Source organism: Paeniglutamicibacter sp. ORCA_105 (assembly GCF_045798545.1).
In the GTDB taxonomy this organism is placed as follows: domain Bacteria; phylum Actinomycetota; class Actinomycetes; order Actinomycetales; family Micrococcaceae; genus Paeniglutamicibacter; species Paeniglutamicibacter sulfureus.
This window is the reverse complement of record NZ_JBIXLM010000003.1, coordinates 34,249-59,381: the sequence shown is the minus strand read 5'-3', so window position 1 is coordinate 59,381 and position 25,133 is coordinate 34,249. Positions and strand designations below refer to the sequence as shown.

20 protein-coding genes are annotated in these 25,133 nt (G+C 66.5%); 15 read left to right on the top strand and 5 right to left on the bottom strand.

Translation table 11 applies throughout. The features are described 5' to 3' along the window. The first annotated feature begins 648 nt into the window (after positions 1-648). Entirely contained in the window at positions 649-1,056 is a 408-nt protein-coding gene (locus ACIPUB_RS02245) for a hypothetical protein (RefSeq protein WP_407605898.1), read from the top strand. A gap of 432 nt (positions 1,057-1,488) precedes the next feature. Here ACIPUB_RS02245 and ACIPUB_RS02240 read toward each other — a convergent pair whose 3' ends face one another. Together ACIPUB_RS02240 and ACIPUB_RS02235 are read right to left on the bottom strand one after the other, a co-directional pair. Beyond that, entirely contained in the window at positions 1,489-2,244 is a 756-nt protein-coding gene (locus ACIPUB_RS02240; protein WP_264268994.1) for a GNAT family N-acetyltransferase, read from the bottom strand. After that, a complete protein-coding gene (locus tag ACIPUB_RS02235; RefSeq protein ID WP_407605897.1) occupies positions 2,241-4,262 on the bottom strand; it encodes a M3 family metallopeptidase in 2,022 nt (673 codons plus the stop codon). Before ACIPUB_RS02235 ends, ACIPUB_RS02240 begins: the two co-directional genes overlap by 4 nt. 79 nt (positions 4,263-4,341) lie before the next feature. Here ACIPUB_RS02235 and ACIPUB_RS02230 point away from each other — a divergent pair, with 79 nt between their 5' ends. The 10 genes from ACIPUB_RS02230 (at position 4,342) to ACIPUB_RS02185 (ending at position 15,698) form a co-directional block, all read left to right on the top strand. Continuing rightward, complete coding sequence (locus ACIPUB_RS02230; RefSeq protein WP_407605896.1) at positions 4,342-5,604, top strand: CapA family protein; 1,263 nt, start codon at positions 4,342-4,344, stop codon at positions 5,602-5,604. Positions 5,605-5,740: 136 nt separating this feature from the next. After that, complete coding sequence (pdxT, locus tag ACIPUB_RS02225) at positions 5,741-6,412, top strand: pyridoxal 5'-phosphate synthase glutaminase subunit PdxT (RefSeq protein WP_264268991.1); 672 nt, start codon at positions 5,741-5,743, stop codon at positions 6,410-6,412. A gap of 2 nt (positions 6,413-6,414) precedes the next feature. Continuing rightward, positions 6,415-7,170: a YebC/PmpR family DNA-binding transcriptional regulator gene (locus tag ACIPUB_RS02220; protein WP_407605895.1), complete on the top strand. Its 756-nt coding sequence runs from the start codon at positions 6,415-6,417 to the stop codon at positions 7,168-7,170. 9 nt (positions 7,171-7,179) lie between these two features. Beyond that, complete coding sequence (gene ruvC, locus ACIPUB_RS02215; RefSeq protein WP_407605894.1) at positions 7,180-7,788, top strand: crossover junction endodeoxyribonuclease RuvC; 609 nt, start codon at positions 7,180-7,182, stop codon at positions 7,786-7,788. A 120-nt stretch (positions 7,789-7,908) separates the two neighbouring features. Next, positions 7,909-8,529, top strand: coding sequence for a Holliday junction branch migration protein RuvA (ruvA, locus tag ACIPUB_RS02210; protein WP_264268988.1), 621 nt, complete (start codon positions 7,909-7,911; stop codon positions 8,527-8,529). A gap of 9 nt (positions 8,530-8,538) precedes the next feature. After that, a complete protein-coding gene (ruvB, locus tag ACIPUB_RS02205) occupies positions 8,539-9,597 on the top strand; it encodes a Holliday junction branch migration DNA helicase RuvB (RefSeq protein ID WP_302266152.1) in 1,059 nt (352 codons plus the stop codon). A 175-nt stretch (positions 9,598-9,772) separates the two neighbouring features. Then, on the top strand, positions 9,773-10,228 hold the full coding sequence (gene yajC, locus ACIPUB_RS02200; RefSeq protein WP_310287594.1) for a preprotein translocase subunit YajC: 456 nt from the start codon (positions 9,773-9,775) through the stop codon (positions 10,226-10,228). A gap of 225 nt (positions 10,229-10,453) precedes the next feature. Further along, positions 10,454-12,187 (top strand): protein translocase subunit SecD, encoded by a 1,734-nt coding sequence (gene secD / locus ACIPUB_RS02195; RefSeq protein ID WP_264268985.1) that lies wholly within the window; start codon positions 10,454-10,456, stop codon positions 12,185-12,187. Continuing rightward, positions 12,180-13,163: a protein translocase subunit SecF gene (secF, locus tag ACIPUB_RS02190; protein ID WP_407605893.1), complete on the top strand. Its 984-nt coding sequence runs from the start codon at positions 12,180-12,182 to the stop codon at positions 13,161-13,163. The genes secD and secF overlap by 8 nt, the downstream gene beginning before the upstream one ends. Positions 13,164-13,406: 243 nt before the next feature. Then, positions 13,407-15,698 carry a RelA/SpoT family protein gene (locus ACIPUB_RS02185; RefSeq protein WP_407605892.1) on the top strand — a complete coding sequence of 764 codons (2,292 nt, stop codon included), beginning with the start codon at positions 13,407-13,409 and terminating at the stop codon, positions 15,696-15,698. A 24-nt stretch (positions 15,699-15,722) separates the two neighbouring features. Here the strand turns inward: ACIPUB_RS02185 and ACIPUB_RS02180 are convergent, their stop codons facing one another. Continuing rightward, positions 15,723-16,367 carry a type IV toxin-antitoxin system AbiEi family antitoxin gene (locus tag ACIPUB_RS02180; protein WP_407605891.1) on the bottom strand — a complete coding sequence of 215 codons (645 nt, stop codon included), beginning with the start codon at positions 16,365-16,367 and terminating at the stop codon, positions 15,723-15,725. Positions 16,368-16,541: 174 nt separating this feature from the next. Beyond that, positions 16,542-18,194: a DUF349 domain-containing protein gene (locus ACIPUB_RS02175; protein ID WP_407605890.1), complete on the bottom strand. Its 1,653-nt coding sequence runs from the start codon at positions 18,192-18,194 to the stop codon at positions 16,542-16,544. A 264-nt stretch (positions 18,195-18,458) separates the two neighbouring features. On the opposite strand from ACIPUB_RS02175, the gene hisS reads away from it, so the two are divergent. The 3 genes from hisS (at position 18,459) to ACIPUB_RS02160 (ending at position 22,617) form a co-directional block, all read left to right on the top strand. Then, the gene (gene hisS, locus ACIPUB_RS02170; RefSeq protein ID WP_264268980.1) at positions 18,459-19,805 is read left to right on the top strand and encodes a histidine--tRNA ligase; all 1,347 of its coding nucleotides are present in this window, start codon (positions 18,459-18,461) and stop codon (positions 19,803-19,805) included. 226 nt (positions 19,806-20,031) lie between these two features. Further along, the gene (aspS, locus tag ACIPUB_RS02165) at positions 20,032-21,834 is read left to right on the top strand and encodes an aspartate--tRNA ligase (protein WP_407605889.1); all 1,803 of its coding nucleotides are present in this window, start codon (positions 20,032-20,034) and stop codon (positions 21,832-21,834) included. 456 nt (positions 21,835-22,290) lie between these two features. Next, positions 22,291-22,617, top strand: coding sequence for a PadR family transcriptional regulator (locus tag ACIPUB_RS02160; protein ID WP_407605888.1), 327 nt, complete (start codon positions 22,291-22,293; stop codon positions 22,615-22,617). Between the two features lie 132 nt (positions 22,618-22,749). On the opposite strand, the gene dtd is transcribed toward ACIPUB_RS02160, so the two are convergent. Next, entirely contained in the window at positions 22,750-23,190 is a 441-nt protein-coding gene (gene dtd, locus ACIPUB_RS02155; protein ID WP_407605887.1) for a D-aminoacyl-tRNA deacylase, read from the bottom strand. A 190-nt stretch (positions 23,191-23,380) separates the two neighbouring features. On the opposite strand from dtd, the gene ACIPUB_RS02150 reads away from it, so the two are divergent. Beyond that, positions 23,381-25,087, top strand: coding sequence for a DUF222 domain-containing protein (locus tag ACIPUB_RS02150; protein WP_407605886.1), 1,707 nt, complete (start codon positions 23,381-23,383; stop codon positions 25,085-25,087). Positions 25,088-25,133 lie beyond the last annotated feature (46 nt).

Sequence of the window (25,133 nt, the reverse complement as noted above, 5' to 3'; positions counted from 1 at the left end):
CATCGGATCCAGGGTGATCGTCAGTCGGCCCAGGGTCTGGACTTGGGTGGCGGGGTCGAAGTGATTCGTGTCGACGCACGGCCGTTCCCGGACGGTGTGGCGCAGGACCCGGCCGGTGCCGGCGTAGCGGGTCTGGGTCTCGGTCAGGTTTCGGCATGGCTCGGCGACCGCGCCATCTCGTGGCCCATGGGCGCCGCGGCCAGGGGGTCGTCAGGAAGCCCGGGGCAGTGGGATCGATGTCGCCGGTTGCTGTGAGGATCCGCCGAACCGACGAGAATCCCGCCCGCTAGCGCTCCCAAGGCGTCCCGCGTCGACCAGTCCTTGCGAGGGGTGGTGCCGTAGTGCATTCCCGTGTTGACAGTGTCTCCGCCGATTCCGTTGGAGACCGCAGACCTGCCCATCTGTCGTCCCGGCAACCTCGCGATGTAGCGCCCAGCACTCGTGCTGACACGCGATTCCTGACCGAGCAAGGGGCAGACCGAGTTGGAGGCATTGCTGTTGGTCGGGTGAATACCGAGTTGCATCCTGGTGTCCCGGGACGCGAGGATCTCTGGAACGGTGGAGTCCAGGGATTTGTCATGGGAGGCAGCGGGCCAGCGACTGGCCGTCATTCTAGCGGTTGGTGAAACGAGTAGTAGAGGGATATTGATGACTAGCGAGAGGCCGGCTCAAAAGGCGGGCGGGCAAAGATCCAAGTGGTTCTGGAAAATCGCTGCAATTTTCACGATTTTTGGCGCTGCCGGCGTTCTGTTAATCCCTCTGTGGAACTCAATTGGGGTCGAGGCAATTCAGTGCGAGGTGGTGTCTGCGGAGCCGCGGACGAGCTCGGGGGGCTCGAGGGGTTCGGTGTCGACGGCAGGGGTGTTGGTCAACACGTCGAATTGCGGGGATATCTACGTCGACCGCGGCGTCAGCTTCGATAACCAGGAGGAGGTTGCGGCTTCCTTCACGGCCGGTGATGAGTATGAGTTCGACATTGGATGGTTCTCCCGGGTCATCATGGAAGGAATCTTGGACCGAACTCCGTCGGTACAGGATTACCGGCTGCTGCCCTGAGCGCTGAGAGGCACCATGGTCGGCTAAGGAGTGGGCCCTTAATCGGCGGACGATTCCGCCGGTGGCCATCTGACTGAGACGGATCTGCCGTTTTGGCAGTCACTCCGCCGATCCGCATAGGCAAGAGCGGGGATGATGCCCTATCGACCCCCCGGCACGGTCCCGTTACTGATCCGCCGGGCGCACTTTGGAAGGAAAAAACCAAGCGGCCCGAAGCCATCCTGCACGGTGGATTCCCGATGTGTTAGCCGACGGTCGACGTTGCCGTATCAACGAGCTTCACGATCTGGGGAGTGGTAAGCCCGCCGCGGTACATCAGCACTCACTCTGCGTTCGGAGCCGCTTCCCGCCTCTTAGAAAGTGTTGGGGAAAGTTCGCGGTATTTCCCTGGGCGCTTATTCGTTCTTCCCCGCCTACTTTCGAGGCTTCATCTCACCGCAGCACCAGGTGCCGTCCGCGGCCCAACAGGCGCATGCCGTTGGCCTCGAAGAACGGTGCTGAACGCGGCGACGCGGCGGCAATGAGCTCGATGCTTGATTCCTCGTCCAGCCCCAGTGGGTTGACCATGCCGCGGGCCAGCCCGTTGAGCAGGGCCGACCCGATGCCAAGCCGGCGGTGCGCAGGCGACACCGCCAGCCCGTGGATGGCCAATTGTCCGCCGAATGCCTGCTGGGCGAAGGCACGGCCCACCAGATCACCCTCGAGGGTGCGGGCTGTGGCCTGTTCTACACGGCGCAACGCCGGGTGTCCGGCGCTAAGGCCCGCGGTGGCCGGATCGCGCCACAGGTTGGCGACCTGGAGTTCCTTCGCATCGGGACCGACGGCCTCGGGGATGTCCGTGCCCAGGCGCACGCGCCCGTCCCAGGGCTCCTCGGGTCCCACCAGTTCCCCGGCATGCCAGGAAATCTGTGCGGCATCGGAGAATCCTGCGGCCTCCAGCGGGCCCGAGGGCGCACCGGAATTGACCCAGGCATCCACCCGGCGTGCACCGAGGCGGGTTCCCTCGGCCAGGCCCGGGCGCAGCCCGGCTTCCTGCGCGTGGGCTGGGAACAGCAATACCAGCCGCGCTCGGGCCGGCTGCCAGGCCCATGAGCATCCGTGGGTGGTGAAGAGTTTGCCGCCCGTGGCAATGGCTACCGCCTGGTGCCAGTGGGAGAGCGCCTCCTGGGCAAAACTAATGGTTGTCACGCTTTGATTTCCTTTGCCAGGCCGCGGCGAAGCAGCAACGGTTCGATCAGTGGCGGGCGGCCGCGGAAGATCTCATAGGACTCCAGCGGGTCCCGCATGTTGCCGCGCGAGAGCAGCTCCGTGCGGAACCTTTCCCCGTTTTCCCGCTTCGGCCCGCCGTTCTCGGTAAACCATTCAACGGTGTCGGCGTCGAGCACCTCTGACCAGATGTAGGAGTAGTACCCGGCCGAGTATCCGCCGTCGAAAATGTGCTTGAAGTACCCGGTTCGGTAGCGCGAGGGGACCAGATCCGGGATCAGCCCGGCCTCGGTGAGCGCCCGATGCTCGAATTCGAGCGGGTCCGCGACGAGTTCGCCGTCGGTGAGCGAGTGCCAGGCCAAGTCCAGGACGGCGGCGGAGAGGTACTCGGTGGTGGCAAAGCCCTCGCCCCACAGGGCAGCGGCCTCCAGCGCCTCGACCGTGCCGTCGGGCAGCGGTTCTCCGGTGCGGGTGTGTGACGCATAGCCTGGCAGCACCTCGGCGTGCAGGGCCCACATCTCGTTGACCTGCGAGGGGTATTCGACGAAGTCCCGCGGGACGCTGGTGCCGGCCAGCGACGGGTATGCGCCATTGGAGAAGAGCCCGTGCAGCGCGTGCCCGAACTCGTGGAAAAGCGTGTTGACCTCGTCCAGGCTCACCAGGGCAGGCTCGCTCGCCGCCGGCTTGGGAATGTTTAGGGTGTTGGTGACCACCGGAAGTTCGCCCAGCAGCGACGCTGATTCGCGGATGGAGTTCATCCACGCGCCGCCGGCCTTGGTGGATCGGGCAAAGTAGTCGCCCAGGAACAGGCCGAGTGTCGACCCGTCTTCGTTGAAGACCTCCCAGGTGCGCACGTCGGGGTGGTAGGTCGGCAAGTCGAAGCGCTCGGTGAAGCCCAGCCCGTACAGCCGGGTGGCGGCGGCGAACACGCCGCGCTCGATCACCGCATCCAGCTCGAAGTATTCGCGCAGCGCCGCGGTGTCCAGCGCGTGGCGTTCGCGCGCCACAGCCGCCGAGTAATAGGCCCAGTCCCAGGGCATGATGGGGGAGCCGGAGATCTTTTCCAGTTCGGCCGCCTCGGCGCGGGCATTGGCCACGGCGGGGGGGATGAGTTCGGCCAGCCGGCCGCGCACGGCGTCCAGGTCGGGGGCGGTGGCCTCCTGCAGCACGACGTCGGCGTGCGTGTTGTGGCCCAGCAGCCGGGCCCGAGTCGAACGCAACGACGCCATCCGGGCCGCCAACTCAAGGGTCCGGTTCTCTCCCTCCAGCCCGCGGTTCACCGAAGCCTCAAAGAGCCGGCGGCGGGAATCGGAACGCACCAGCCGCTCAAGCAAGGGCTGCGAGGTGGGCAGCACCAGGGTCAGCAGGTAGCCGTCGGCGTGGCCGGCGGCCCGGGCTGCATCGGCCGCGGAGGCACGTTCCCCGTCGCTGAGCCCTTCCAGTTCCGCGGCATCGGCAAAGAGCACGGCGGCCTCGTTCATGGCACCCAGGAGCCTGCGCGAATATTCGCTGGAGAGGTCGGTGATCTCGCTGTTCAGGGCACGCAGTCGTGCCTTGCTGGTCTCGTCGAGTTCGGCGCCGGCGGCACGGAAGGTGCGCAGGGTCTCGGCCACCAGCCGGGCATCCTCGCCCACCAGCCCGGCGGCATCCAGGGAGACCAACCGGGCGAAAAGTTCCTCGTCCAGGTGGATGCCATCTTCGTGCGCCGAGACCAGGGCCTGAAGCTCGGGGTCGATTTCGCGCAACTCATCGGTGCCGTGTGCCGAGAACACCGTCCAGTACGTCATCAGGGCCCGGCGCAGCAGCGCACCGCTGCATTCCATGGCCACGAAGGTGTTCTCGAAGGTCGGTGCCTCGGGGTTTTGTGCGATGGCCCGGAGTTCCTCCAGCTGACCGTCCACGCCGTGCCGGACCGCGTCCAGGTAGTGGGGAGCTTCCAGGGCTGAATAATCTGGGAATTCAAACGGCAAGGTGCTTCGCTCAAGCAACGGATTATGCATGCTGTTAACCCTGTCATAAGCCCGCGGTGCTGTCCGTTTCCCGCGCCGCAAGACCCGGCGCAGGGTTAGGCTTTTGGCTATGTCTCATCGATTCGTGCGCGGCACCGTTGGCCGAAGACGCGCAGCCCTGTGCGCGGCGTTGCTGCTCGTCTCCGCGTTGGGTGCCTGCGCCCCCGCGCCGCCTTCGCCGGGGCCCTCCGAAAGCACCGCGGCGACGGCTTCAAGCCTCTCCGCTCCCACCGGGCAGCCCGCGCCAACCGAAGCCGCGAGCGCGCCGGGGACCTCAACCAATGCCGCGTCGGCGTCCCCGAAGGCCCCTGATTGCCCGGGGGATGAGTGCATCGAGGTGGCCGTGGCCGGCGACATCCTGCTGCACCCGGCCTTGTGGGACCAGGCGGAGAAGGACGGGAAGGGATCGATGGACTTCGGGCCGCTGCTGGAGGGCATCGAACCGTACCTGGCGGACAGCGACCTGGCGCTGTGCAACCTGGAAACCCCGGTCGCCGCCCCGGGCGGTCCGTTCAAGGGGTACCCCATGTTCAGCGTTCCGCCATCGGTCATCCCCGCCCTAAAGGACGTCGGCTACGACGGCTGCACCACCGCCAGCAACCACTCCATGGACGCCGGCGTGCCAGGGGTCAAACGGACCCTGGATGCGCTCGATGCGGCGGGGCTGCTCTCCACCGGTTCGTACCGCAGCGCAGCCGAGGCCGCGAAGCCGTTGATGGTTGAGGTCGGTACCGCAAGGGTCGCCGTCATTGCCGGCACCTTCTCGCTCAACGGGGTCGCGGAGGATGCTCCGTGGCGGGTGGACGACATCGCCAAGGCCTCGCTGGTCTCCCGGGCAAAGGCCGCACGTGCGGCCGGCGCTGACATAGTCATGGCGGCGCTCCACGACGGTGCCGAATACAGCAGCGAGCCCACCGCATCTCAAATCACGCTGAATCGCTCGCTGGCCGAGAGCGGGGAATTCGATTTCATCTACTCCCACCACACCCACTCGGTGCTGCCGATCGAGAAGCACAAGGGCACCTGGATCGTCTACGGCCTGGGGAATTCGGTGGCCAAGCACGCAACCAGGACGGTGCTGAACCAAGAGGGCATCACGGCGAAAATGCAATTCGTGCGCACCGGGAAAAGCTGGAGTCCCGGGAAGCTGGTGTGGGCGCCTCACATCATGGCCCAGGACCCGCTGCGGTGGTGCGCGCTGCCCGCCGCCGACGGGGAACCCTGCACCACCAAGCGCCAGGACAGCGCCTCGCTCAAGCGCACCACCGACACCGTGAACTCCATGAACGCACGCACCGATGGCGCGAAAATGTGGTCGTTGCCACAACCGTAGCCGTCCGACGCGCCCGAGAGCGTCATCAAAATATTGCCGAAAGGCTGCCCGGGTTTACGCTGAGCTGTCCACGCGCTCCATCGCGGTGCGCCGGGCACCCACCATTCATTTCCACGAAACCAGAAAGTGATCCACGATGGCGCCACGTATTGGGGTTCTTGCCCTGCAAGGGGATGTACGCGAACACCTGGCCGCACTCGATTCACTGGGCGCGCTGGCGTTGCCGGTGAAGTCCCCGCGCGAGCTGGCAGACCTTGACGGGTTGGTCATTCCCGGCGGCGAATCAACGGTGATCGACAAGCTCTCGCGCATGTACGGCGTGGCCGAGGTGCTCAAGGCCAGGATCGCCGACGGGTTCCCGGTCTACGGGTCGTGTGCCGGAATGATCATGCTGGCCGACACCATCGCCGACCCGACAAGCAACCTCAAAGGCGAACCCCAGCAAAGTTTCGGGGGAATCGATATGGTGGTCAAGCGCAACGCCTTCGGGCGCCAGGTCGACTCCTTCGAGGTGGACCTGGCGATCCGCGGGCTCGAGTCCCTCCCAAGCCAGGACCCGAACCGGGTGACAGCACCGGTGCGGGCGGCATTCATCCGAGCGCCGTGGGTCCAAAGCGTGGGTGAAAAGGTGCAGGTACTGGCCAAGGTCCCCGCCGAAAACACGCCCTTGGGCGCGGATGGGCTTCGGGTGGATAGAATTGTTGCAGTACGTTCGGGAAATTTGCTGGCGACCTCCTTCCACCCTGAGGTGGGCGGAGAGCGTCGGATCCACGAACTCTTTATCCAAATGATCAGAGGAGACGCGTAAGCATGTCCGGCCACTCCAAATGGGCTACCACCAAACACAAGAAGGCTATCCTCGACAGCAGGCGTGCCAAGTCCTTCGCCAAGCTGATCAAGAACATCGAGGTCGCCGCCCGCGCGGGCGGCGCCGACATGGCCGGAAACCCGGGCCTTGAACTTGCGGTATCCAAGGCCAAGAAGACCTCGGTCCCCAGCGACAACATCGATCGCGCCATCAAGCGCGGCGCCGGCCTGACCGGTGAGGTCATTGACTACACCGAGATCATCTACGAGGCCCGCGGCCCGCAGGGTTCGGCGTTGCTCATTGAGTGCCTGACCGACAACAAGAACCGCGCTGCCTCCGAGGTCCGCCTGGGAATCACCCGCAACGGTGGATCGATCGCCGATCCCGGATCCGTTGCCTACATGTTCACCCGCAAGGGCGTCGTGGGCCTGCCGAAGAACGGCCTGACCGAAGACGACGTGCTGATGGCAGTGCTCGACGCGGGTGCCGACGAGGTCAAGGAAGCCGGGGAATCCTTCGAGATCCACTCCGAACCCACCGACCTGCGCTCCATTGTTGCGGCACTCGAGGAAGCCGGCATCGCCTACGAGAGCGACGAAATCGAATTCGTTCCCTCGATGCAGGTGGAACTGGATGCCGACTCGGCCCGCAAGTTCCTGAAGCTGGCCGACGCGCTCGAGGAACTGGACGACGTCCAGAACGTCTACTCGAACGCCGACATCAGTGCCGAGGTCATGGCAGAACTCGAACAGGACTAGTCCTCTTCCATGCCCTTAAGAGTGGTTGGCGTCGACCCCGGACTGACCCGTTGCGGTCTGGCCGTGGTCGACGTCGAGCCCAACCGTCGCGCCACGCTGATTGATGTATCGGTGGTGGGTACCCCTCCGGGCACCCCGCTGGACCAACGACTGTTGGCCATCGCCGATGGCATCGATGCGTGGCTCGACAAGCACAAGCCCGACGTGCTGGCCCTCGAGCGGGTCTTCAGCCAGCTCAATGTCAGCACCGTGATGGGCACCGCCCAGGCCTCGGGCGTTGTCATCGTTGCCGCGGCACGGCGCAACATCCCCGTCGCATTGCACACCCCCACCGAGGTCAAGGCCGCGGTGACCGGATCGGGTGCGGCCAACAAGAACGCCGTGGGCAAGATGGTGGCCAAGATCCTGCGCCTTGATGAGCCTCCCTCGCCCGCCGACGCCGCGGACGCCGCTGCCCTGGCCATCACGCACGGCTGGCGCGGTGCCGCATTCGGCTCCGCCGGCGCCGCCGCCTCCGCCTCGGGATCACGTCCCGCGGGCGGATCTTCGGGCCTGACCCCGGCCCAACGAGCATGGATCGCCGCAGAGGCCAAGGCCCGCTCGGTCAAGGCTCGCTAGCCAATTCGGCGCCTCCACGGGCGCAGCCTTCCGAACCTGTAAGCTGTTCGTAGATATATTCGCATGGCTGGCGTGTTCGACGAACTTCCGCGCGGCCCGGTACCACGGAGGAACGCCCACATGATCAGTACGCTGCGAGGAGTGCCGCAACAGGTCAACCTGAACAATGCGGTCATTGAGGTCGGCGGCTTCGGCATGCTGATCCAAGCCACCCCGCAGACGCTGGCCACCTTGCAGGTGGGCCGCGAAGCGCTGGTGCACACCTCCATGGTGGTGCGCGAGGACTCGATGACGCTCTTCGGCTTCGCCAGCGGGGACGAACGAGAGGTCTTCGAGGTCCTCACCGGGGTCTCGGGCATCGGCCCGCGCACCGGCCTGGCGATCCTCTCGGTGCACACCCCCGAGGAGGTCCGCATCGCCGCGAGCACCAAGGACACCAAGGCCTTCACTAAGGTCTCGGGCATCGGACCCAAGGGCGCCGAGCGCATCGTGTTGGAACTCAACGGCAAGCTCGTCCCCACCGGGGCCCCGGTGCCGGCAGGCAGCCCCGTGGCCGCCAGGTCCTGGGAACCGCAGGTCCTCGAGGCGCTGACCGGCCTGGGCTGGACGGAGAAGGATGCGGTCAAGGCCCTGGACGCCCTGACCAAGAACGACCCGCAAATCGTTGCAAGCGGCAGCGTGCCGGAAATCCTGCGGGCGGTGCTGCGTTCCCTGGGGCGCGGCAACCGGCCGGGAAACTAGGAGTAGGCCATGGCAGAAACCGGTGCGTTGACCGACGCCGGCTCGGAACCCGAGGAGCGGGTGCTCGAGGCGGCGTTGCGCCCCAAGAACCTGGACGATTTCGTTGGCCAGGCGCGCGTCCGCCAGCAGCTTTCGCTGGTGCTCGAGGCCTCCAAGATCCGCGAACGCACCGCAGACCACGTGCTGCTCTCGGGCCCGCCTGGCCTGGGCAAGACCACGCTGTCGATGATCATTGCCGCCGAGATGAACGCGCCGCTTCGCATCAGCTCGGGCCCGGCGATCCAGCATGCCGGCGACCTGGCCGCCATCCTCTCCTCGCTCACCGAGGGGGAGGTGCTGTTCCTGGACGAGATCCACCGGATGAGCCGCCCCGCCGAGGAAATGCTCTATATGGCCATGGAGGACTTCCGGGTCGACATCATCGTGGGCAAGGGTGCCGGCGCGACGGCGATTCCGCTTGAGCTTCCCCCGTTCACCCTGGTCGGTGCCACCACCCGTGCCGGCCTGCTGCCCGGGCCGCTGCGCGACAGGTTCGGCTTCACCGGCCACCTGGAGTTCTACAGCGTCGAGGAACTCGAGCTGGTGCTGCGCCGCTCGGCGATGATGCTCTCGCTGAAGGTCAATTCCGCGGCGTTCTACGAAATCGCCTCCCGCTCGCGCGGCACCCCCCGCATCGCCAACCGGCTGCTGCGCCGGGTGCGCGACTGGGCGCTGGTGAACCGGCTCGAAAGCATCGACGCCCGCGCAGCCTCCGCCGCCCTGGACATGTACGAGGTCGACGCCCGCGGTCTGGACCGCCTGGACCGTGCAGTGCTCCATGCCCTGTGCACCAAGTTCGGCGGGGGACCGGTGGGCCTCTCGACACTCGCGATTGCCGTCGGCGAGGAGACCGAGACGGTGGAGACCGTCGCCGAGCCGTTCCTGGTCCGCGAGGGCCTGCTCGGGCGAACCCCGCGGGGCCGCATCGCCACCGCGGAGGCCTGGAGTCACCTGGGACTCCGGATGCCCGCCGATGCCGTATTTGCCGGGCAGGCCAGCTTCGAGCTCGACGCTGACGACGAGGAATAGGCGCCGGCCAACGCCCCGCGCCGGCGCGAGCCATGATTCAGAGGACATTCGCAGGCCAAAACGCCTGCGCGGTCGGGGTTTGGCCAGAAAGTCCCTATAGTATGGAAAAGCCCACCGGCTGCGCAATTGCGATTGTGCGCGCCGTTGACCATGACTTAGAAACAGGTATTATCTCGTGACCGAAAACGTTTTGGCCCAAGCCGCTGCCGGCGGAGCGGCCCCGTTCGACCCGACCATGTTGATCATGCTCGCCGCCTTTGGCCTGCTGATCTTCATGATGATGCGTGGCCGTAAGAAGGCGGCCAAGGCTCAGGAGGAAATCCGCTCGAATCTTGCCCCGGGCGCCGAGGTGATGACCCAGTTCGGTCTCTTCGGCACCATCTCGAGCATCGACACCGATGAGAACAAGATCGTCCTGGAGGTATCCCCGGGCAGCTTCGTCACCGTGCACTCCCAGGTCGTTGCCAAGGTTGTCGCCCCCGAAGCGGCCGAAGCCGACGCCGTTGAGGTCCCGAACGATGCATCATCGCTGACCTCCGAGCAGGCCGGGAACACCGAAGCCGCCGACGTCGAAAGCCCCGAGGAGACCCTGCGTCGCCTCAACAACGACGACAAGGGCCCCAAGGCCTAACGGGGCCGTGCCCCCCGGGCACCCCCCTCACCCCCGTAGCAGTGAACGGTGGCCGGATTTCTGTGGGCCAAGGGCCCACAGGTGAGCAACCCGGCCTCGACCGAACTTCACCAAGCGGCCCGGAGCCGCCCCGGATCCCTCTGAGGGGGGAGTTGCGGCCGGCTTCGGGTTTTCCGCGGAATCTTCGTCCCCGCGAGGGCGACGGAACAACCAGAAAGCCCCACGATGTCATCTACTGGTCCGATCAAGCAGGCGCGTAAATCCCTGCTGTGGCTCGGCGTGATCTTCCTTATTTCGGCAGCCATCCTCATTACCGGCGTGCTGAGCGGGAAGGCAGCATTTGCCCCCAAACTTGCCCTCGACCTTGAGGGCGGCACCCAAATGATCTTGGCCCCGCGAGTTGAGGGCGGTGCCGCGGCAACGCAGGAGCAACTGGACCAGGCGGTGGAAATCATCCGCCAGCGTGTGGACGGCACCGGTGTGTCCGAAGCCGAGATCACCACCCAGTCCGGGCGCAACGTCGTGGTCTCCATGCCGGGCGTTCCGGACACCCGCACCCGCGAACTGATCCAGGCCTCGGCCAACATGGAGTTCCGTCCGGTCATCCTGGCCGGGCCCTTCACGGCCGTTCCCGAGGACCAGCGACTGCCGGAGGCGGAGCTTCCCAAGCCGTCTGCCGAGCCGGAGAACGGTTCGGACCTGAACTGGATCGACGCGGCCCTGTACCAGCAGTTCGAGGCCTACGATTGCCCCGCCGAGCTCGGCCAGGGATCCGAGGAATCGCACGACCCGTCCAAGCCGATGATCTCCTGCGACCCGGACATGGGACAGAAGTACATCCTGGGTCCAGTTGAGGTTCCCGGCGCCGACATTGCCGATGCCTCCTTCGGCATGGTCCGCGGCCAGCAGGGCGCGGTCACCGGCCAGTGGGGCGTGAACCTGGAATTCAACAACGAGGGCAAGACGAAGTTCGCCGAAGTCACCCAACGACTGGTTGGCATGCAGGGCGCGCAGAACCAGTTCGCGATCGTGCTTGACGGCACCGTGATCTCCGCCCCGACTGCAAACGCGGTGATCCCCGACGGGCGTGCCCAGATCACCGGCAACTTCACCGAGCAGAGCTCCAAGGCCCTGGCCGACCAGCTGAAGTTCGGCGCCCTGCCGATCAGCTTCGACATCCAGTCCGAGCAGCAGATCTCCGCGACCCTTGGTTCGGACCAGCTGCGCAGCGGCCTCATCGCGGGCCTGATCGGCATGGGGCTGGTGGCCATCTACTCGCTCTTCCAGTACCGACTGCTGGGCATGGTGACCATCGTGTCGCTGATCGTTTCCGGACTGCTGACCTATCTGGCGCTGGTGCTGCTTGGCTGGTCGATGAACTACCGGCTCTCGCTGGCAGGCGTTGCGGGCCTGGTGGTGGCCATTGGCCTGATCGCCGACTCCTTCATCGTGTACTTCGAACGCATCCGCGACGAACTGCGCGACGGACGTCCGCTGACCTCGGCGGTGGAGATCGGCTGGAAACGCGCCAAGCGGACCATTCTGGCCTCCAAGGCCGTGAACATCCTGGCCGCGGTGGTGTTGTACATCGTTGCCGTGGGCAACGTGCGGGGCTTCGCCTTCACCCTGGGCCTGACCGCAATTGTCGATATCGTCGTAGTCTTCCTGCTCACCCACCCGACCCTGCAGCTGCTGGCCAAGACCAAGTTCTTCGGCGAGGGGCACCGCCTCTCCGGGCTCGACCCGTCGCTGCTGGGAGCCGTGCCGCTCTACCGCGGTGCCGGACGCGTCCGCAGCTTCAGCCCCGAGGCGGAGGCGGCGCGCGGCAAGAAGAACGCCAATGCGGCCTCCGAGGCCGGGCGCCGGCAGACCATCGCCGAACGCCGCAAGGCCGCGACCAGCGTCTCGGCGCCCACCAAGCAGGACGAACCAGCCGGTAAGGATTCTTCAAATGGCTAATCTCGCAACATGGGGCAACGAGCTCTACACCGGCAAGCGGTCATACCCGTTCACCGGACGGCGCAAGCTCTGGCTGGCGCTCTCCGCGGTCCTGGTGCTGCTGGCCATCCTGGTCCCCGTCGCCAAGGGCGGATTCAACCTGGGCATCGAGTTCCGCGGCGGGTCCGAGTTCACCATCTCGAAGGTGGAACACACCGAGGTGCCCGCCGGGGAGTCCGCCGTCGTGGCGATCGCCCCGGACCACCACCCGCGGGTCACCAACATCGCCCCGAACACCATGCGCGTGCAGACCGACAAGCTCACCGACGACCAGACCCTGGACGTCGCCGAGGCACTGGCCGGCGCCTACGGCGTCACCAAGGCGGAAGTGACCTCGACCTTCGTCGGCCCCACCTGGGGCGCGGACATCTCCAAACAGGCAATCATCGGCCTCATCGTGTTCGTTGTGCTGGTGGCGTTGCTCATGGCAGCCTACTTCCGCACCTGGAAGATGTCGCTCGCGGCAATCATCGGGCTGCTCCAGGTCGTGGTGATCACCGCCGGGATCTACTCGCTCTCCGGCTTCGAGGTCACGCCCTCGGCGATCATCGGCTTCCTGACGATCCTGAGCTATTCGCTCTATGACACCGTGGTGGTCTTCGACAAGGTGCGCGAAAACACTGCCGGGTTCGAAGGGCAATCCAAACGCAACTTCGAGGAACTGGTGAACCTGGGCATCAACCAGACCCTGGTGCGTTCCATCAACACCTCGGTGGTTGCAGTGCTGCCGGTGGCCTCGATCCTGTTCATCGGTTCCTACCTGCTGGGTGCCGGCACGCTGAAGGACCTGTCGCTGGCGCTGTTCATAGGCATCATCGTCTCGGCTCTCTCGACGCTCTTCGTCCAGGCTCCGCTCTACTCGCTGCTGCGCGACGGCGAACCGGAGATCGAACGCCACAACAAGAAGATCGAGGCAAGCCGACTGGCGAACGCCTGATCGTTGCCTGCGCACCGGGTTCATCCGGTGCATTGGACGGCGGGGCCACCGGAGGATGACTCCGGTGGCCCTGCCGTCCGCCTTTGGCCCGGAAGTGCTATAACCTAGCAAGAGGAAGTTGGAGTGGCCTTCGCCCGCGCTGCCCGCAGCGGCACCCGGAACGAGGGCCTGTTTCGACTTCCCGTGAACTTATTGCGGCGCCAGCGCCACGGCGACGGACCCTGATCGAAAAGGAGGCACCAGATGGCCGAGAACCACGGTGTCATGATGCCAGGGGCCCCGAATCCCGCACCCAGGCGCGGGACGATCTCCCGGTTGGTCCGCCTGGCCGGACGCGGGCCCAGCGCCCAGCCCCCGACCCTGGAACCGTTGCTGCGCACCGTGCGCGCCCAGAACCCCAAGGCAGACCTAGACCTGCTGGCCCGAGCCTACGCCGTGGCCGAACGTTGCCACGAGGGCCAGAAGCGCAAGAGCGGTGACCCGTACATCACCCACCCCGTGGCGGTGGCCACGATCCTGGCGGAAATGGGCATGACCGGGGCGATCCTTGCCGCGGCCCTGCTGCACGACACCGTCGAGGACACCGACTATTCCCTGGAGACCCTCACCCGCGAGTTCGGCGAGGAGATCGCCAAGCTGGTGGACGGGGTCACCAAGCTGGACAAGGTGCAGTTCGGGGAGGCTGCGCAGGCGGAGACCGTGCGCAAGATGGTCATCGCGATGTCCAAGGACATCCGCGTGCTGCTGATCAAACTGGCCGACCGCCTGCACAACGCGCGCACCTGGCGCTATGTCTCCCCGGAGTCCAGCGCCAAGAAGGCGCGCGAGACCCTGGAGATCTTCGCACCGCTGGCCCACCGACTGGGCATGAACACCGTCAAGTGGGAACTCGAGGACCTTTCCTTCGCCGCCCTGCACCCCAAGGTGTACGAGGAGATCGTGCGCATGGTCGGGGAACGGACCCCCGAACGCGAGAAGTACCTGGGCACGGTGCGCAGCGCCATCGCCGAGGACATCTCCGCCGCCCGGCTCAAGGCCACCATCAGCGGCCGGCCCAAGCACTACTACTCGATCTACCAGAAGATGATCGTGCGCGGCAAGGACTTCGATGACATCCACGACCTGATGGGCGTGCGGGTGCTCGTTGACACGGTCAAGGACTGCTACGCGGTGCTGGGGTTGATGCACGCGCGCTGGACCCCGCTGCCGGGACGGTTCAAGGACTACATCGCACTGCCCAAGTTCAACCTGTACCAGTCGCTGCACACCACCGTGATCGGGCCCGACGGCAAGCCGGTGGAAATCCAGATCCGCACCCACGACATGCACCAGCGTGCCGAATACGGCGTGGCGGCGCACTTCAAGTACAAGCACGGCGCCCCTTCCGACGGCCGCTCGGTCGAGGAACAGGACATGGACTGGCTGCGCAGCCTCATGGACTGGCAGAAGGAAACTTCCGACTCCAACGAGTTCCTGGACTCGTTGCGCTACGAGATCAACACCGCCGAGGTCTTCGTCTTCACCCCCAAGGGACAGATCATGTCCCTTCCCGTGGGATCCACGCCGGTGGACTTCGCGTACTCGGTGCACACCGACGTCGGCCACCGCACCATCGGCGCGCGTGTGAACGGCAAGCTGGTGCCGCTGAATTCCGAGCTTCACCACGGTGACATGGTGGAGGTCTTCACCTCCAAGGCCGAAAACGCCGGACCCTCCCAGGACTGGCAGGGCTTCGTCAAGAGCGCCCGCGCGCGGAACAAGATCCGGCAGTGGTTCACCAAGGAACGCCGCGAGGAGGCCATTGAGAAGGGCAAGGAGCAGCTGACGAAGGCGCTGCGGAAGAACAATCTTCCGCTGCAGAAGCTGATGACCCACGACGTGCTTTCCGCCGTCGCCCAGGAGCTGCGCCACCACGACATCTCCGCGCTCTATGCGGCAGTCGGCGACGGGCACACCTCCGCGCAGAACGTCATCGAGCACCTCACCGCACTGGTCGGCGGGGAAAACGGCGGCGTCGCGGAGGTGCTGGAGGAAACCCCCATCTACGCGGTGCCGGGCCGGTCGGTCGATTCCGACGCCGGGGTCATCGTCCCGGGCGCAGGAGAAGTGCTGGCCAAGCTGGCACGCTGCTGCACGCCCGTGCCGCCGGACCCGATCCGCGGGTTCGTCACCCGAGGCTCCGGGGTGTCGGTGCACCGGACCGACTGCGTGAACCTCAAGCAGCTCGAGGAGCAGCCCGACCGGCTGGTCGAGGTGCAGTGGGCGCCGACCAAGTCCAGCGTCTTCCTGGTGGAGATCCTGGTCGAGGCGCTGGACCGCAAGTCGCTGCTCTCCGATGTGACGCGGGTGCTCTCCGAGAACCACGTGAACATCCTGGCCGCCAGCGTCTCCACCTCGCGCGACCGCGTTGCGTTCTCCCGCTTTGCCTTCGAGATGGGTGACCCGAAGTACCTCAGCCACGTGCTCAATGCCGTGCGCCGGATCGACGGGGTGTACGACGTGTACCGCACCTCGGGCGGGACCCGCCGCTCCTAGCCGCCGGTCCCGGCTCGCACGCCTTCAGCCCGCCGCGGGCAGCTCCGTGTCCATCAGGCGGGTGATGGCCATCAGCGCGCGGCGCCGGCCCGGCCGGCGCACCTGCGCGTTGATCTGCTCGAACATCTCCCGGTACCCGCAGCGCAGGCGGGCCGAGTCGTTGATGGCGGCCAGGACCGGCAGCGATTCGCGCAGCTCGCAATTGAAGGCAATGTCCATCGCCGTGCGCAAGGGCGAGGTGACGGCGATGCCTCCCACCGTGCAGATCTGGTCTTCGTCCATGGCACCTTCGCTCAGGCGCAGCACCATCCGCGGCGTTGGCGCGCAGGGCCGGTGGTAGCGCGGCACCACGATGTCCAGTTCGCGCGGCATCGGCGCGCAGCCATAGACCCATGCCGCCGTGCACTTGCACAGGGCACGGCCGGGCACCAGTTGCTCCCCGGCCACCGCAGCGGCCACCCCCGCGCGGGTCACCGAATTGTCCGGGTGGGCGGCGGAGACGTAGGCTCCGGGAAGCATCTCGCGCAGGGACCCGCGCAGCCTCAGCGCCTGCAGCTCGTTGAGGGTGAACGGCGCATCGACGAGGATGACCTGCGGGGCGCCGCGGGCCGGGGCGGGGTGCAGGAGTTGTGGTTCGGCCGGTTCGCTCCGGGGGATTGTGCGTTCCATTCCCCCACTCTCACAGGCGCGGGTGCCAGGAGGCAGGGGAGTGGCGGAAACTGTGGATAACCTTCGAGCACCCCCGACGGCGCGGGCATCCGCTTCCGTGGGGGATTAAACGCCGCCGGGCGGGTGCGGTTCGAACGAACCGTACCCGCCCGGCGGAGCAGTGCGTGCGTGCCGTTACTGGAAGTCCGCGGAGGACTTCTGCAGGGTCTCGAGCCACAGGCGACGCGCGTCCAGGGCTTCCTGGGCGGCCTTGATCTTGGACTCGACGCCCGTGGCCTGCGCCTTGGCCAGGTCCTCCTCGAGGCCGGCGATGGCCTCCTCGAGCTGGGTCAGCATGGAGTTCGAGCGTGCCTTGGTCTCCGGGTTGGACCGGCGCCACTGCTCGTCCTCGGCCGAACGAACGGCCTCCTCGACCTGGCGAAGCGAGGACTCCACGCGCTGCATGTCGGCACGCGGAACCTTGCCCGCGGCCTCCCAGCGGTCACGGATCGAATCCAGCGACTTCTTGGTCGCGGCCAGGTCCTTGATCGGCAACAGGGCCTTGGCCTCGACCAGCAGGGCCTCCTTGACGATGAGGTTCGCGCCGAACTCCTCGTCGATGGCGGCGTTCGCGGACTGGCGGGCCTCGAAGAAGACGTCCTGCGCGGCGCGGAAACGTGCCCACAGGGCGTCGTCGTCCTTGCGCGAAGCGCGCTTGGAGGCCTTCCACTCATCCATCAGGCGACGGTATTCACCGGCGGTCGGTCCCCAGTCGGTCGAACGCGAAAGTTCCTCGGCGCGTGCGATCAACGCTTCCTTGGCGGCCTTGGCCTCGGAGTTGGTGGCATCGAGCTGCGAGAAGTAGGCCCGGCGGTGGCGGTCGAAGGTGGTGCGGGCGCCGCGGAAGCGCTTCCACAAGGAATCCTCGGTCGATCGTCCCAGGCGAACGCCTGACTTCTGCGCGGTCTTCCAGGCGTCGAAGAGGTCGTTCATGCGGTTGGAGCCTTGCTTCCACTGCACGGTCGACGGATCCGTGGCGGCCAGCGCCTCGGCCTCGGCGACGATGGCCTCGCGGGCGGCGAGCTCGGTGGCGCGCAGCTCCTCATTGGCCTTGCGCTCGGTGGCAACCAGTTCGGCGACGGCGGCGCGGGCGGTCTCGATGCGCGCTTCCAGTGCCGGGATGTCCCCGACCATGGCACGCTCGGCCACCGTGGCGGCGAGGTGGTCCAGGGTCTTGTTCATGTCAGAGCTCGGGGCCTTGGCGGCGACGCGCTGCTCCAGGAGCATGAGCGAGGAGACAACCTCGTCGTGCTTGCGCACGAAGTAGGCCAGGGCCTCTTCGGCGGTGGCATCCGGGTACTGGCCTACCGGGTGCTCGGAGCCGTCGACGAGAAGGAAGACATGGCCGTCCTCCGAAACGCGGCCGAACTTGGCGGCTTCCTCCGGCGGGGTGGTGAACGTCGGGGGAGCGGCAACGGGTGCGGCGACCTTCGCGGCGTGCTTGCCCGATGGGCGCGCGGACGGGGCCATGGCAGCCGGGGTCGGCACGGCATGTGCCGCGGGCTTGGCTGCTGCCGGCGTTGCCTCGGCGGCTGGTGCTTCCTGAGCCGCTGCTTCCTCAACTGCCGGGGCTTCCGTTTCGGGTGCCTCCGCTGCCGCTTCGGGTTCTGCAACCGGGGTTGCCTCGGCAACGGGTGCTTCCTGCGCTGCCGGGGCTTCCGTTTCCGGTGCCTCCACTGCCGCTTCAGGCTCTGCAACCGGGGTTGCCTCTACCGTGCTTTCGGTTTGCTGCTCCTCGGCCGCTGCTGCTGGCTGGAGATTGTCGTCGGATTGCTGACTGGTGGTCACCGCTGAAACTCTTTCGCTAAGGTTCGGCCCCGGTTATGCGCCGGGACACAACTGTCTCCGCCACTTTACCTGCCATGTCCCAACCCCCGGTACTCCTGCGCCGCAAAACCCTGACGCATTCGCGTCGTTTCGCCATCGGCGCAGTGGCGCGCCATTAGACTTGGTTCCCTACGTGCCCGCCGCCGAAGGCCGAATCCCTCGGACCGGCGGCCCGCGGACCGTGGCAACCAACCAGTTTTCCCCCTCACTAGGAGTACAGACTTCATGGCACGCAAGGCCTCACTATCCGGCTTCCCCGAATGGCTCCCGCAGGAGCGTGCGGTGGAGCAGCATGTATTGGACACGCTGCGTCGGATCTTCGAGCTGCATGGGTTCGGCAACATCGAGACCCGCGCCGTGGAAACCGTCGGACAGCTGCTGCGCAAGGGCGAGATCGACAAGGAGGTCTACGGCCTCTCCCGCCTGGCCGCCGAGGAATCCGCCAAGCACGACCCCAACGCGCTGGCCCTGCATTTCGACCTGACGGTCCCCTTCGCCCGCTACGTGGTGGAAAACGCCGGACACCTGGCCTTCCCGTTCCGCCGCTACCAGATGCAGAAGGTCTGGCGCGGCGAACGCCCGCAGGACGGCCGATTCCGCGAATTCACCCAGGCCGACATCGACGTGGTGGGCGACGGCGAACTGCCCTTCCGCTACGACGTGGAACTGGCCCTGGTCATCGCCGAGGCGCTTTCCGCCCTGCCCATCGGGGACTTCCGCCTGCGCGTGAACAACCGCAAGCTCGCCGAGGGCTTCTACCTGGGCCTGGGACTCGAGGACACCGCCGGCGTGTTGCGCTCCATCGACAAGCTGGAGAAGATCGGTGCCGAGAAGGTGGCCGAGCTGCTCAAGACCGAGCTCGGCGCCAACGACGAGCAGGCTGCCGCTGCCCTGGCACTGGCGCAGATCTGCACCGCAGATGTCTCCTTCGTCGGGCAGGTCCGCGCACTGGGTGTCACCCACCCGCTCATGGAAGAGGGCCTTGACGAGCTCACCCAGGTGATCGAGGCAGCCGTGTTGCGCGCCCCGGGCAAGGTCGTCGCCGACCTGTCCATCGCCCGCGGCCTGGACTACTACACCGGCACCGTCTACGAGACGGTCCTGGTTGGCCACGAATCGCTCGGCTCGATCTGCTCCGGCGGGCGCTACGAATCCCTGGCCTCCACCGGCAAGAAGAACTACCCGGGCGTCGGGCTGTCCATCGGCGTGACCCGCCTGGTCTCGCGCATGCTCGCCGAGAACACCGCCGTAGCTGCACGTTCGGTGCCCAGCGCCGTGTATGTCACCCTGGCCAACGACGATTCCTGGAACGATGCCCAGGACGTGGCCGCCGAGCTGCGCTCCCGCGGCATTGCCTGCGAAGTTGCCGCCAAGGCGGAGAAGTTCGGAAAGCAGATCAAGTACGCGGACAAGCGCGGCATCCCCTTCGTCTGGTTCACCACCGCCGAGGGCACCCACGAGGTCAAGGACATCCGCACCGGTGCCCAGGAAACGGCGGACCCGGCCCTGTGGACCCCTGCGGCCGAAGACCTCAACAACCTGGTGGGTGCGCCGGCCCCGGCCGTGGCCTAGCCAAACCCCTCTGCCGAGTCACGAAAGCGGGTGCCGCCTGCCTCCGCCTTCGTGACTCGGCACACACCTTTCCCGGTTCCGTGGTTGCCACCGACCGCATGCCGGTAAACTCGCACATAGATTCTTCCCAATTCCGCGCTCCCCATGGGGGTGTGCCCGTGCCGCGGGCGCCCGCCCGTGACCGGAAACCCACGCGGAAATTTGCACCTTTGTAGAAAGGAATGCAGTGCTACGCACTCATCAGCTCGGCACCTTGACCGCCGAGCACATCGGAGAAACCGTCACCCTCACCGGTTGGGTGGCCCGCCGCCGCGACCACGGCGGGGTCGCCTTCCTTGACCTGCGCGACGCCTCGGGCTTCGCCCAGGTCGTGGTGCGCGAGGAAGAGGTCTTCCACCCGCTGCGCAACGAATTCGTCCTGCAGATCACCGGCAAGGTCGAGCGCCGCCCCGAGGGCAACGAGAACCCGGCGCTGGCCACCGGCGAGATCGAGGTCATCGCCGAATCCGTCGTCGTGCTGAACACCGCCGCGCCGCTGCCGTTCCAGATCGACGAGCACGTCGAGGTCGGCGAGGAGGCGCGCCTGCGCCACCGTTACCTGGACCTGCGCCGCCCCACCCCGAACCGCAACATCCGCCTGCGCTCCGAGGCCAACCGGATTGCCCGCAACCTGCTGCACGACGACGGCTTCGTGGAAATCGAGACCCCGACGCTGACCCGTTCCACCCCCGAGGGCGCCCGTGACTTCCTGGTCCCGGCCCGCCTGGCGCCCGGGTCCTGGTACGCCCTGCCGCAGTCCCCGCAGCTGTTCAAGCAGCTCTTGCAGGTCGGTGGCTTTGAGAAGTACTACCAGATCGCCCGCTGCTACCGCGACGAGGACTTCCGCGCGGACCGCCAGCCGGAGTTCACCCAGCTGGACATCGAGGCCTCATTCGTCGAGCAGGACGACATCATAGCCGTGGGCGAGGCCCTGGTGAAGGAACTGTGGAAGCTGATCGACGTCGAGATCCCGACGCCGATCGCCCGCATCACCTACCACGAGGCCATGGCCAAGTACGGTTCGGACAAGCCGGACCTGCGCTTCGGCCTCGAGCTGAGCGACATGACCGAGTTCTTCAAGGACACCGAATTCGGCGTCTTCAAGGCCCCGCACGTCGGTGCCGTGGTCATGCCCGGCGGCGCCTCCCAGCCCCGCCGCACCCTGGATGGCTGGCAGGAATTCGCCAAGCAGCGCGGCGCCAAGGGCCTTGCCTACGTGCTCTACAAGGAGGACGGCGAACTTGCCGGCCCCGTTGCCAAGAACCTGACCGACGTTGAGCGCGCCGGCCTGGCCGAGGCCACCGGAGCCAAGCCCGGCGACTGCATCTTCTTCGCCGCCGGTTCCAAGAACGAGGCCCGCGCACTGCTCGGTGCCGCCCGCGTGGAAATCGGCCACCGCACCGGTTTGATCAAGGAAGGCGACTGGGCATTCGTCTGGGTCGTCGACGCACCGATGTTCGAGCCCGCCGCTGCAGCCGTCGCCTCGGGCGACGTGGCCGTCGGCTCCGGCGCCTGGACCGCCGTGCACCACGCCTTCACCTCCCCGAAGCCAGAATTCATGGACACCTTCGACACCGACCCGGAGAACGCACTCTCCTACGCCTACGACATTGTCTGCAACGGCAACGAAATCGGTGGCGGCTCGATCCGTATCCACCAGCGCGACCTGCAGGAGCGTGTGTTCAAGATGATGGGCCTGGACCAGGAAGCGGCACAGACGAAGTTCGGCTTCCTGCTCGAGGGCTTCAAGTACGGCGCCCCGCCGCACGGAGGAATCGCCTTCGGCTGGGACCGCGTGCTGCAGCTGCTCACCGGCTCGGACTCGATCCGCGACGTCATCGCCTTCCCGAAGACCGGTGGTGGATTTGATCCGCTGACATCCGCTCCGGCTCCGATCACGGCCCAGCAGCGCAAGGAGGCCGGCGTCGACTCGAAGCCGGAGGCCAAGAAGGCCGACTCCAACGAACCTGCCCCGGCCGAAGCCAAGTAGTCCGCGCCGCTCCTAAGCGGTTGCCGGAAGGGCGTCCACCATCATGGTGGGCGCCCTCTTGCTTGCCTGCGGGGTTTTGCGCGGGGGAGCGGCAGGGTGTCACGCGGCAGGCCAGGGCAAATCCGGCTGGCGTGGCGGGGAGGCCTTGGGAATGGAATCGGTGCCTTGTCGGAGACCGATTTATTGAGTCCGGCGTTTGCTGTGCTGTCGAATCCTTGACGTGCACTGACGACGTGTGAAACAAGGCGTGGAAAACAGGTGCGAAAAGTGGACAACCTTAGTATTATTAATTATCTAGATAAATTTTTGACTTAGTCCGTCTTTTGGCGGCGTGCGTCATGACGGTACCTCGCCTCCACAGAACGGCCACGACATGAACCCCTTGATCCCGGCATGCTCACGCCGTTTCGACCCGAATCATGGTGCCGAACAACGCCGCACGGCAGGGGAGCGGTCATGCTGAGCCGCGACAAGGAGTTTCCCGGTGCGTGGCAACGGGCGCTGCTGCCGTTGAGCCTGCTCGATGCGTTGGAGGCAGGACCCAACCACGGCTATGCGCTGGAGCGGATGCTCGAAGCGCGCGGGTTCTCTCCCATCAAGGGATCGACGCTGTACCCGGCCCTGGTCAAGCTGGAGGCTGCGGGACTCATGGACAGCATCTGGGAAGACGGCGACGGGGCACCGGGCCGCAAGGTCTACACGCTGACCGGCACCGGCCGTGGCCATCTGGCCGCCCAACGCGAACTCTGGGCCTTCTTCCAGGATGCGGTGCTGCGGGATTGAACACGTGCCCGAATGTCGAGGTGCATCAGCCGTGCCGGCGAGCACGGCCGACCCTCCGCGTTGCCGATGCCCGGGCTCCCACTGCCCTACAGCAGCAGGGCTGACCAGGGCGCCGGAGGAGGTGGGACCGGCTCAGCCGGGCAGGTCGTCGGTGTCGACGATGAGGGTGTAGGGTCCTGAATTCACCAGCGACACCTCCATCATCGCGCCGAAAACGCCGGACTCGACATGCGCCCCGAGCTTGCGGAGCTGATCCATGAACTCCTCGTACAACGGTTCGCTCACCGCGCCGGGAGCCGCAGCGGTCCAGCCGGGACGCCGCCCCTTGCGCACGTCCCCATACAGCGTGAACTGGCTGATGACCAGCAACGGTGCCCCCAGGTCCTCGCACGATTTCTCGCTCTCCAGCATGCGCAGACGCCACACCTTGGCCGCGAGCTTGGCCGCCAACGCCGGAGTGTCGCCGTGGGTCACGCCCAGCAACACCACCAGCCCGGGTCCGTCGATCTTCCCGACCACCAAACCCCCAACCTCGACCGAGGCCCGGGAAACCACCTGCAACACAGCCTTCATGCATCTGCCTTCTCATCGTTGTCCATCGCCGCGGTGCACTTTCGCCGCGCTAGTGCCGCCGAACGTAGCGAGCCTATCGTTTTGCCCGGGCCCGGGCACATTCGAGCGACGCAGGGACGCCGCCCCACTTCCCCGCACAGCCGGGACGATCCCGGGGCAGGGGCGGGCCGGAAAGCGGACACTGGTGGACATGGGCACACCTCTAGCTACGCCCCTTTCGGCGCAGGAGTTGACCGCGGAGCTTGGCCGGAAGATGGCCGCCGCGGCACTTGCCCTGTCCGAGGTCACCGCGCAGCTGGGACAGGTCGCGCTCGATGCCGCCTCCGGTGCGGCGATGATGGGCCTGCTCGAGCGCAGCCACCGCGCCATCGCCTATGGCCAGCTCGTGGTCGTCCAGCGCGCCGCAGCCGCCGAGGTTCACCGACTTGAACCTGTCATCGCCCAGGAGATCGACGAACTCGTGGCCCACCCCGAGGAGCTGGCAAGGGGCACCGCCGCCATCCCGACCGAACAATTGCGCCCCGGGATGGCGCCGCACCGCAACATCCTGGCCTACATGCAGGCGCACCTGCATATTTCCAGTTCCGATGGCCGACGCCGCATCACCGGCGCCAAGCTCCTGGTGGCCCCGGCCAAGCCAGTGAACGACGACGGGCCCTCGGCGGCACCCAGCTACCCTATTCTGGCCAGGGCCGCCGCCGACGGCAGCGCCGACGTCGGCAACCTCGCTTCCGTCGCCGGCCGGCTCGACTCCATGCAGCCGCGCATCAAGCCGCGGCCCGACGCCGGCAAGGTCAACAACGCCATCGAGGAATCCCTGGTCCTTGAGGCACGCAACGGCGAGCCCAAGATGTGCGGCAAGGCACTGCAGGACTGGGGCAGCTTCCTGGCCGAAAACGGGACTCCCCTCAGCGATGAGGAAATCCGTGCCAGGCGGGGCTGCTTCTACCGGGGATTCCGTGACGGCAGCGACGAATACCTGCTGCGCTGCGATCCCCTCGACTCGGAAACCATCGTCGCCTTTGGCGAGGCTTGGACCAATCCCCGCTCGCTGAAGGCCCCGCCGTACTCCGCCTCCACGAACCCCGGTCCCGCCACGTCCGCCCCGGATGACGACACTGCCGCCCCCGCCGGTGGGGCCGCCACCGGGACCCCGCGCTTTTCCCCGGCGGGCGCACCCGCACCGGGGTGGGCCGTGCCAGCAGATGCCGGGGACGAGGACATCCCGCTGAGTGGAATGGCCTGCGGGCTTCCCCCGGAAGGCTCGGGGCTCGCGGCCCTGACGGCACAGGACCCACGCACCAGCCCGCAGCTGCTCCTCGATGCCCTCGTTGCCGCATGCTCCGGAGCATTGAACGGCACCGACATCAGCGAAACCGGCGGCATGCGAGTCAAGATCGGCGTCCTGATCGGCTACCGCAGCCTGCTGGGCCAGTGTGAAGAAGCGGGATTGACCGCACACAACCGTCCCATCTCCGCGGCCAACATCAGGAGACTCGCCTGCAATGGCGACATCCTGCCGGCTGTCCTCGGAGAGAACGGGGAGGTCCTCGACCTGGGCCGCCAAGTCCGCGGCTTCTCCAAGGCCCAGCGCAAGGCCATCGCCATCAGGGATCGCGGGTGCATCATGCCCGGCTGCACGCGGCCCGCCTCGACCTCCGAATGCCACCACGTCATACCCTGGCTCGAAGGCGGCGAAACGAACGTGGGAAATTCGGCACTCCTGTGTGAATACCACCATGTCCAGGTGCATGCGGGACTCATTACGCTTAAGTCGATCGATGGTGTTCCCTATGTCATCGCCATCGACGGACAACCTCGCGGCGCACCGCAGCGGAACCTTTACTGGCACCCCGAGCTTCGCACCGTCGGATTCACGGCGCCCCTGTTCGACTAGGGCCGCCAGCGATTCGCGACGGTGGCGCGCCGGTCGTGCCGCACCA

What these genes read in the sequence shown, in the direction of transcription:
- ACIPUB_RS02245 (WP_407605898.1), top strand. Translation starts at nt 649, where the DNA reads ATGACTAGCGAGAGGCCGGCTCAAAAGGCGGGCGGGCAAAGATCCAAG.
- ACIPUB_RS02235 (WP_407605897.1), bottom strand. Translation starts at nt 4,262, where the DNA reads ATGCATAATCCGTTGCTTGAGCGAAGCACCTTGCCGTTTGAATTCCCA.
- ACIPUB_RS02230 (WP_407605896.1), top strand. Translation starts at nt 4,342, where the DNA reads ATGTCTCATCGATTCGTGCGCGGCACCGTTGGCCGAAGACGCGCAGCC.
- pdxT (WP_264268991.1), top strand. Translation starts at nt 5,741, where the DNA reads ATGGCGCCACGTATTGGGGTTCTTGCCCTGCAAGGGGATGTACGCGAA.
- ACIPUB_RS02220 (WP_407605895.1), top strand. Translation starts at nt 6,415, where the DNA reads ATGTCCGGCCACTCCAAATGGGCTACCACCAAACACAAGAAGGCTATC.
- ruvC (WP_407605894.1), top strand. Translation starts at nt 7,180, where the DNA reads ATGCCCTTAAGAGTGGTTGGCGTCGACCCCGGACTGACCCGTTGCGGT.
- ruvA (WP_264268988.1), top strand. Translation starts at nt 7,909, where the DNA reads ATGATCAGTACGCTGCGAGGAGTGCCGCAACAGGTCAACCTGAACAAT.
- ruvB (WP_302266152.1), top strand. Translation starts at nt 8,539, where the DNA reads ATGGCAGAAACCGGTGCGTTGACCGACGCCGGCTCGGAACCCGAGGAG.
- secD (WP_264268985.1), top strand. Translation starts at nt 10,454, where the DNA reads ATGTCATCTACTGGTCCGATCAAGCAGGCGCGTAAATCCCTGCTGTGG.
- secF (WP_407605893.1), top strand. Translation starts at nt 12,180, where the DNA reads ATGGCTAATCTCGCAACATGGGGCAACGAGCTCTACACCGGCAAGCGG.
- ACIPUB_RS02185 (WP_407605892.1), top strand. Translation starts at nt 13,407, where the DNA reads ATGGCCGAGAACCACGGTGTCATGATGCCAGGGGCCCCGAATCCCGCA.
- ACIPUB_RS02180 (WP_407605891.1), bottom strand. Translation starts at nt 16,367, where the DNA reads ATGGAACGCACAATCCCCCGGAGCGAACCGGCCGAACCACAACTCCTG.
- hisS (WP_264268980.1), top strand. Translation starts at nt 18,459, where the DNA reads ATGGCACGCAAGGCCTCACTATCCGGCTTCCCCGAATGGCTCCCGCAG.
- ACIPUB_RS02160 (WP_407605888.1), top strand. Translation starts at nt 22,291, where the DNA reads ATGCTGAGCCGCGACAAGGAGTTTCCCGGTGCGTGGCAACGGGCGCTG.
- dtd (WP_407605887.1), bottom strand. Translation starts at nt 23,190, where the DNA reads ATGAAGGCTGTGTTGCAGGTGGTTTCCCGGGCCTCGGTCGAGGTTGGG.
- ACIPUB_RS02150 (WP_407605886.1), top strand. Translation starts at nt 23,381, where the DNA reads ATGGGCACACCTCTAGCTACGCCCCTTTCGGCGCAGGAGTTGACCGCG.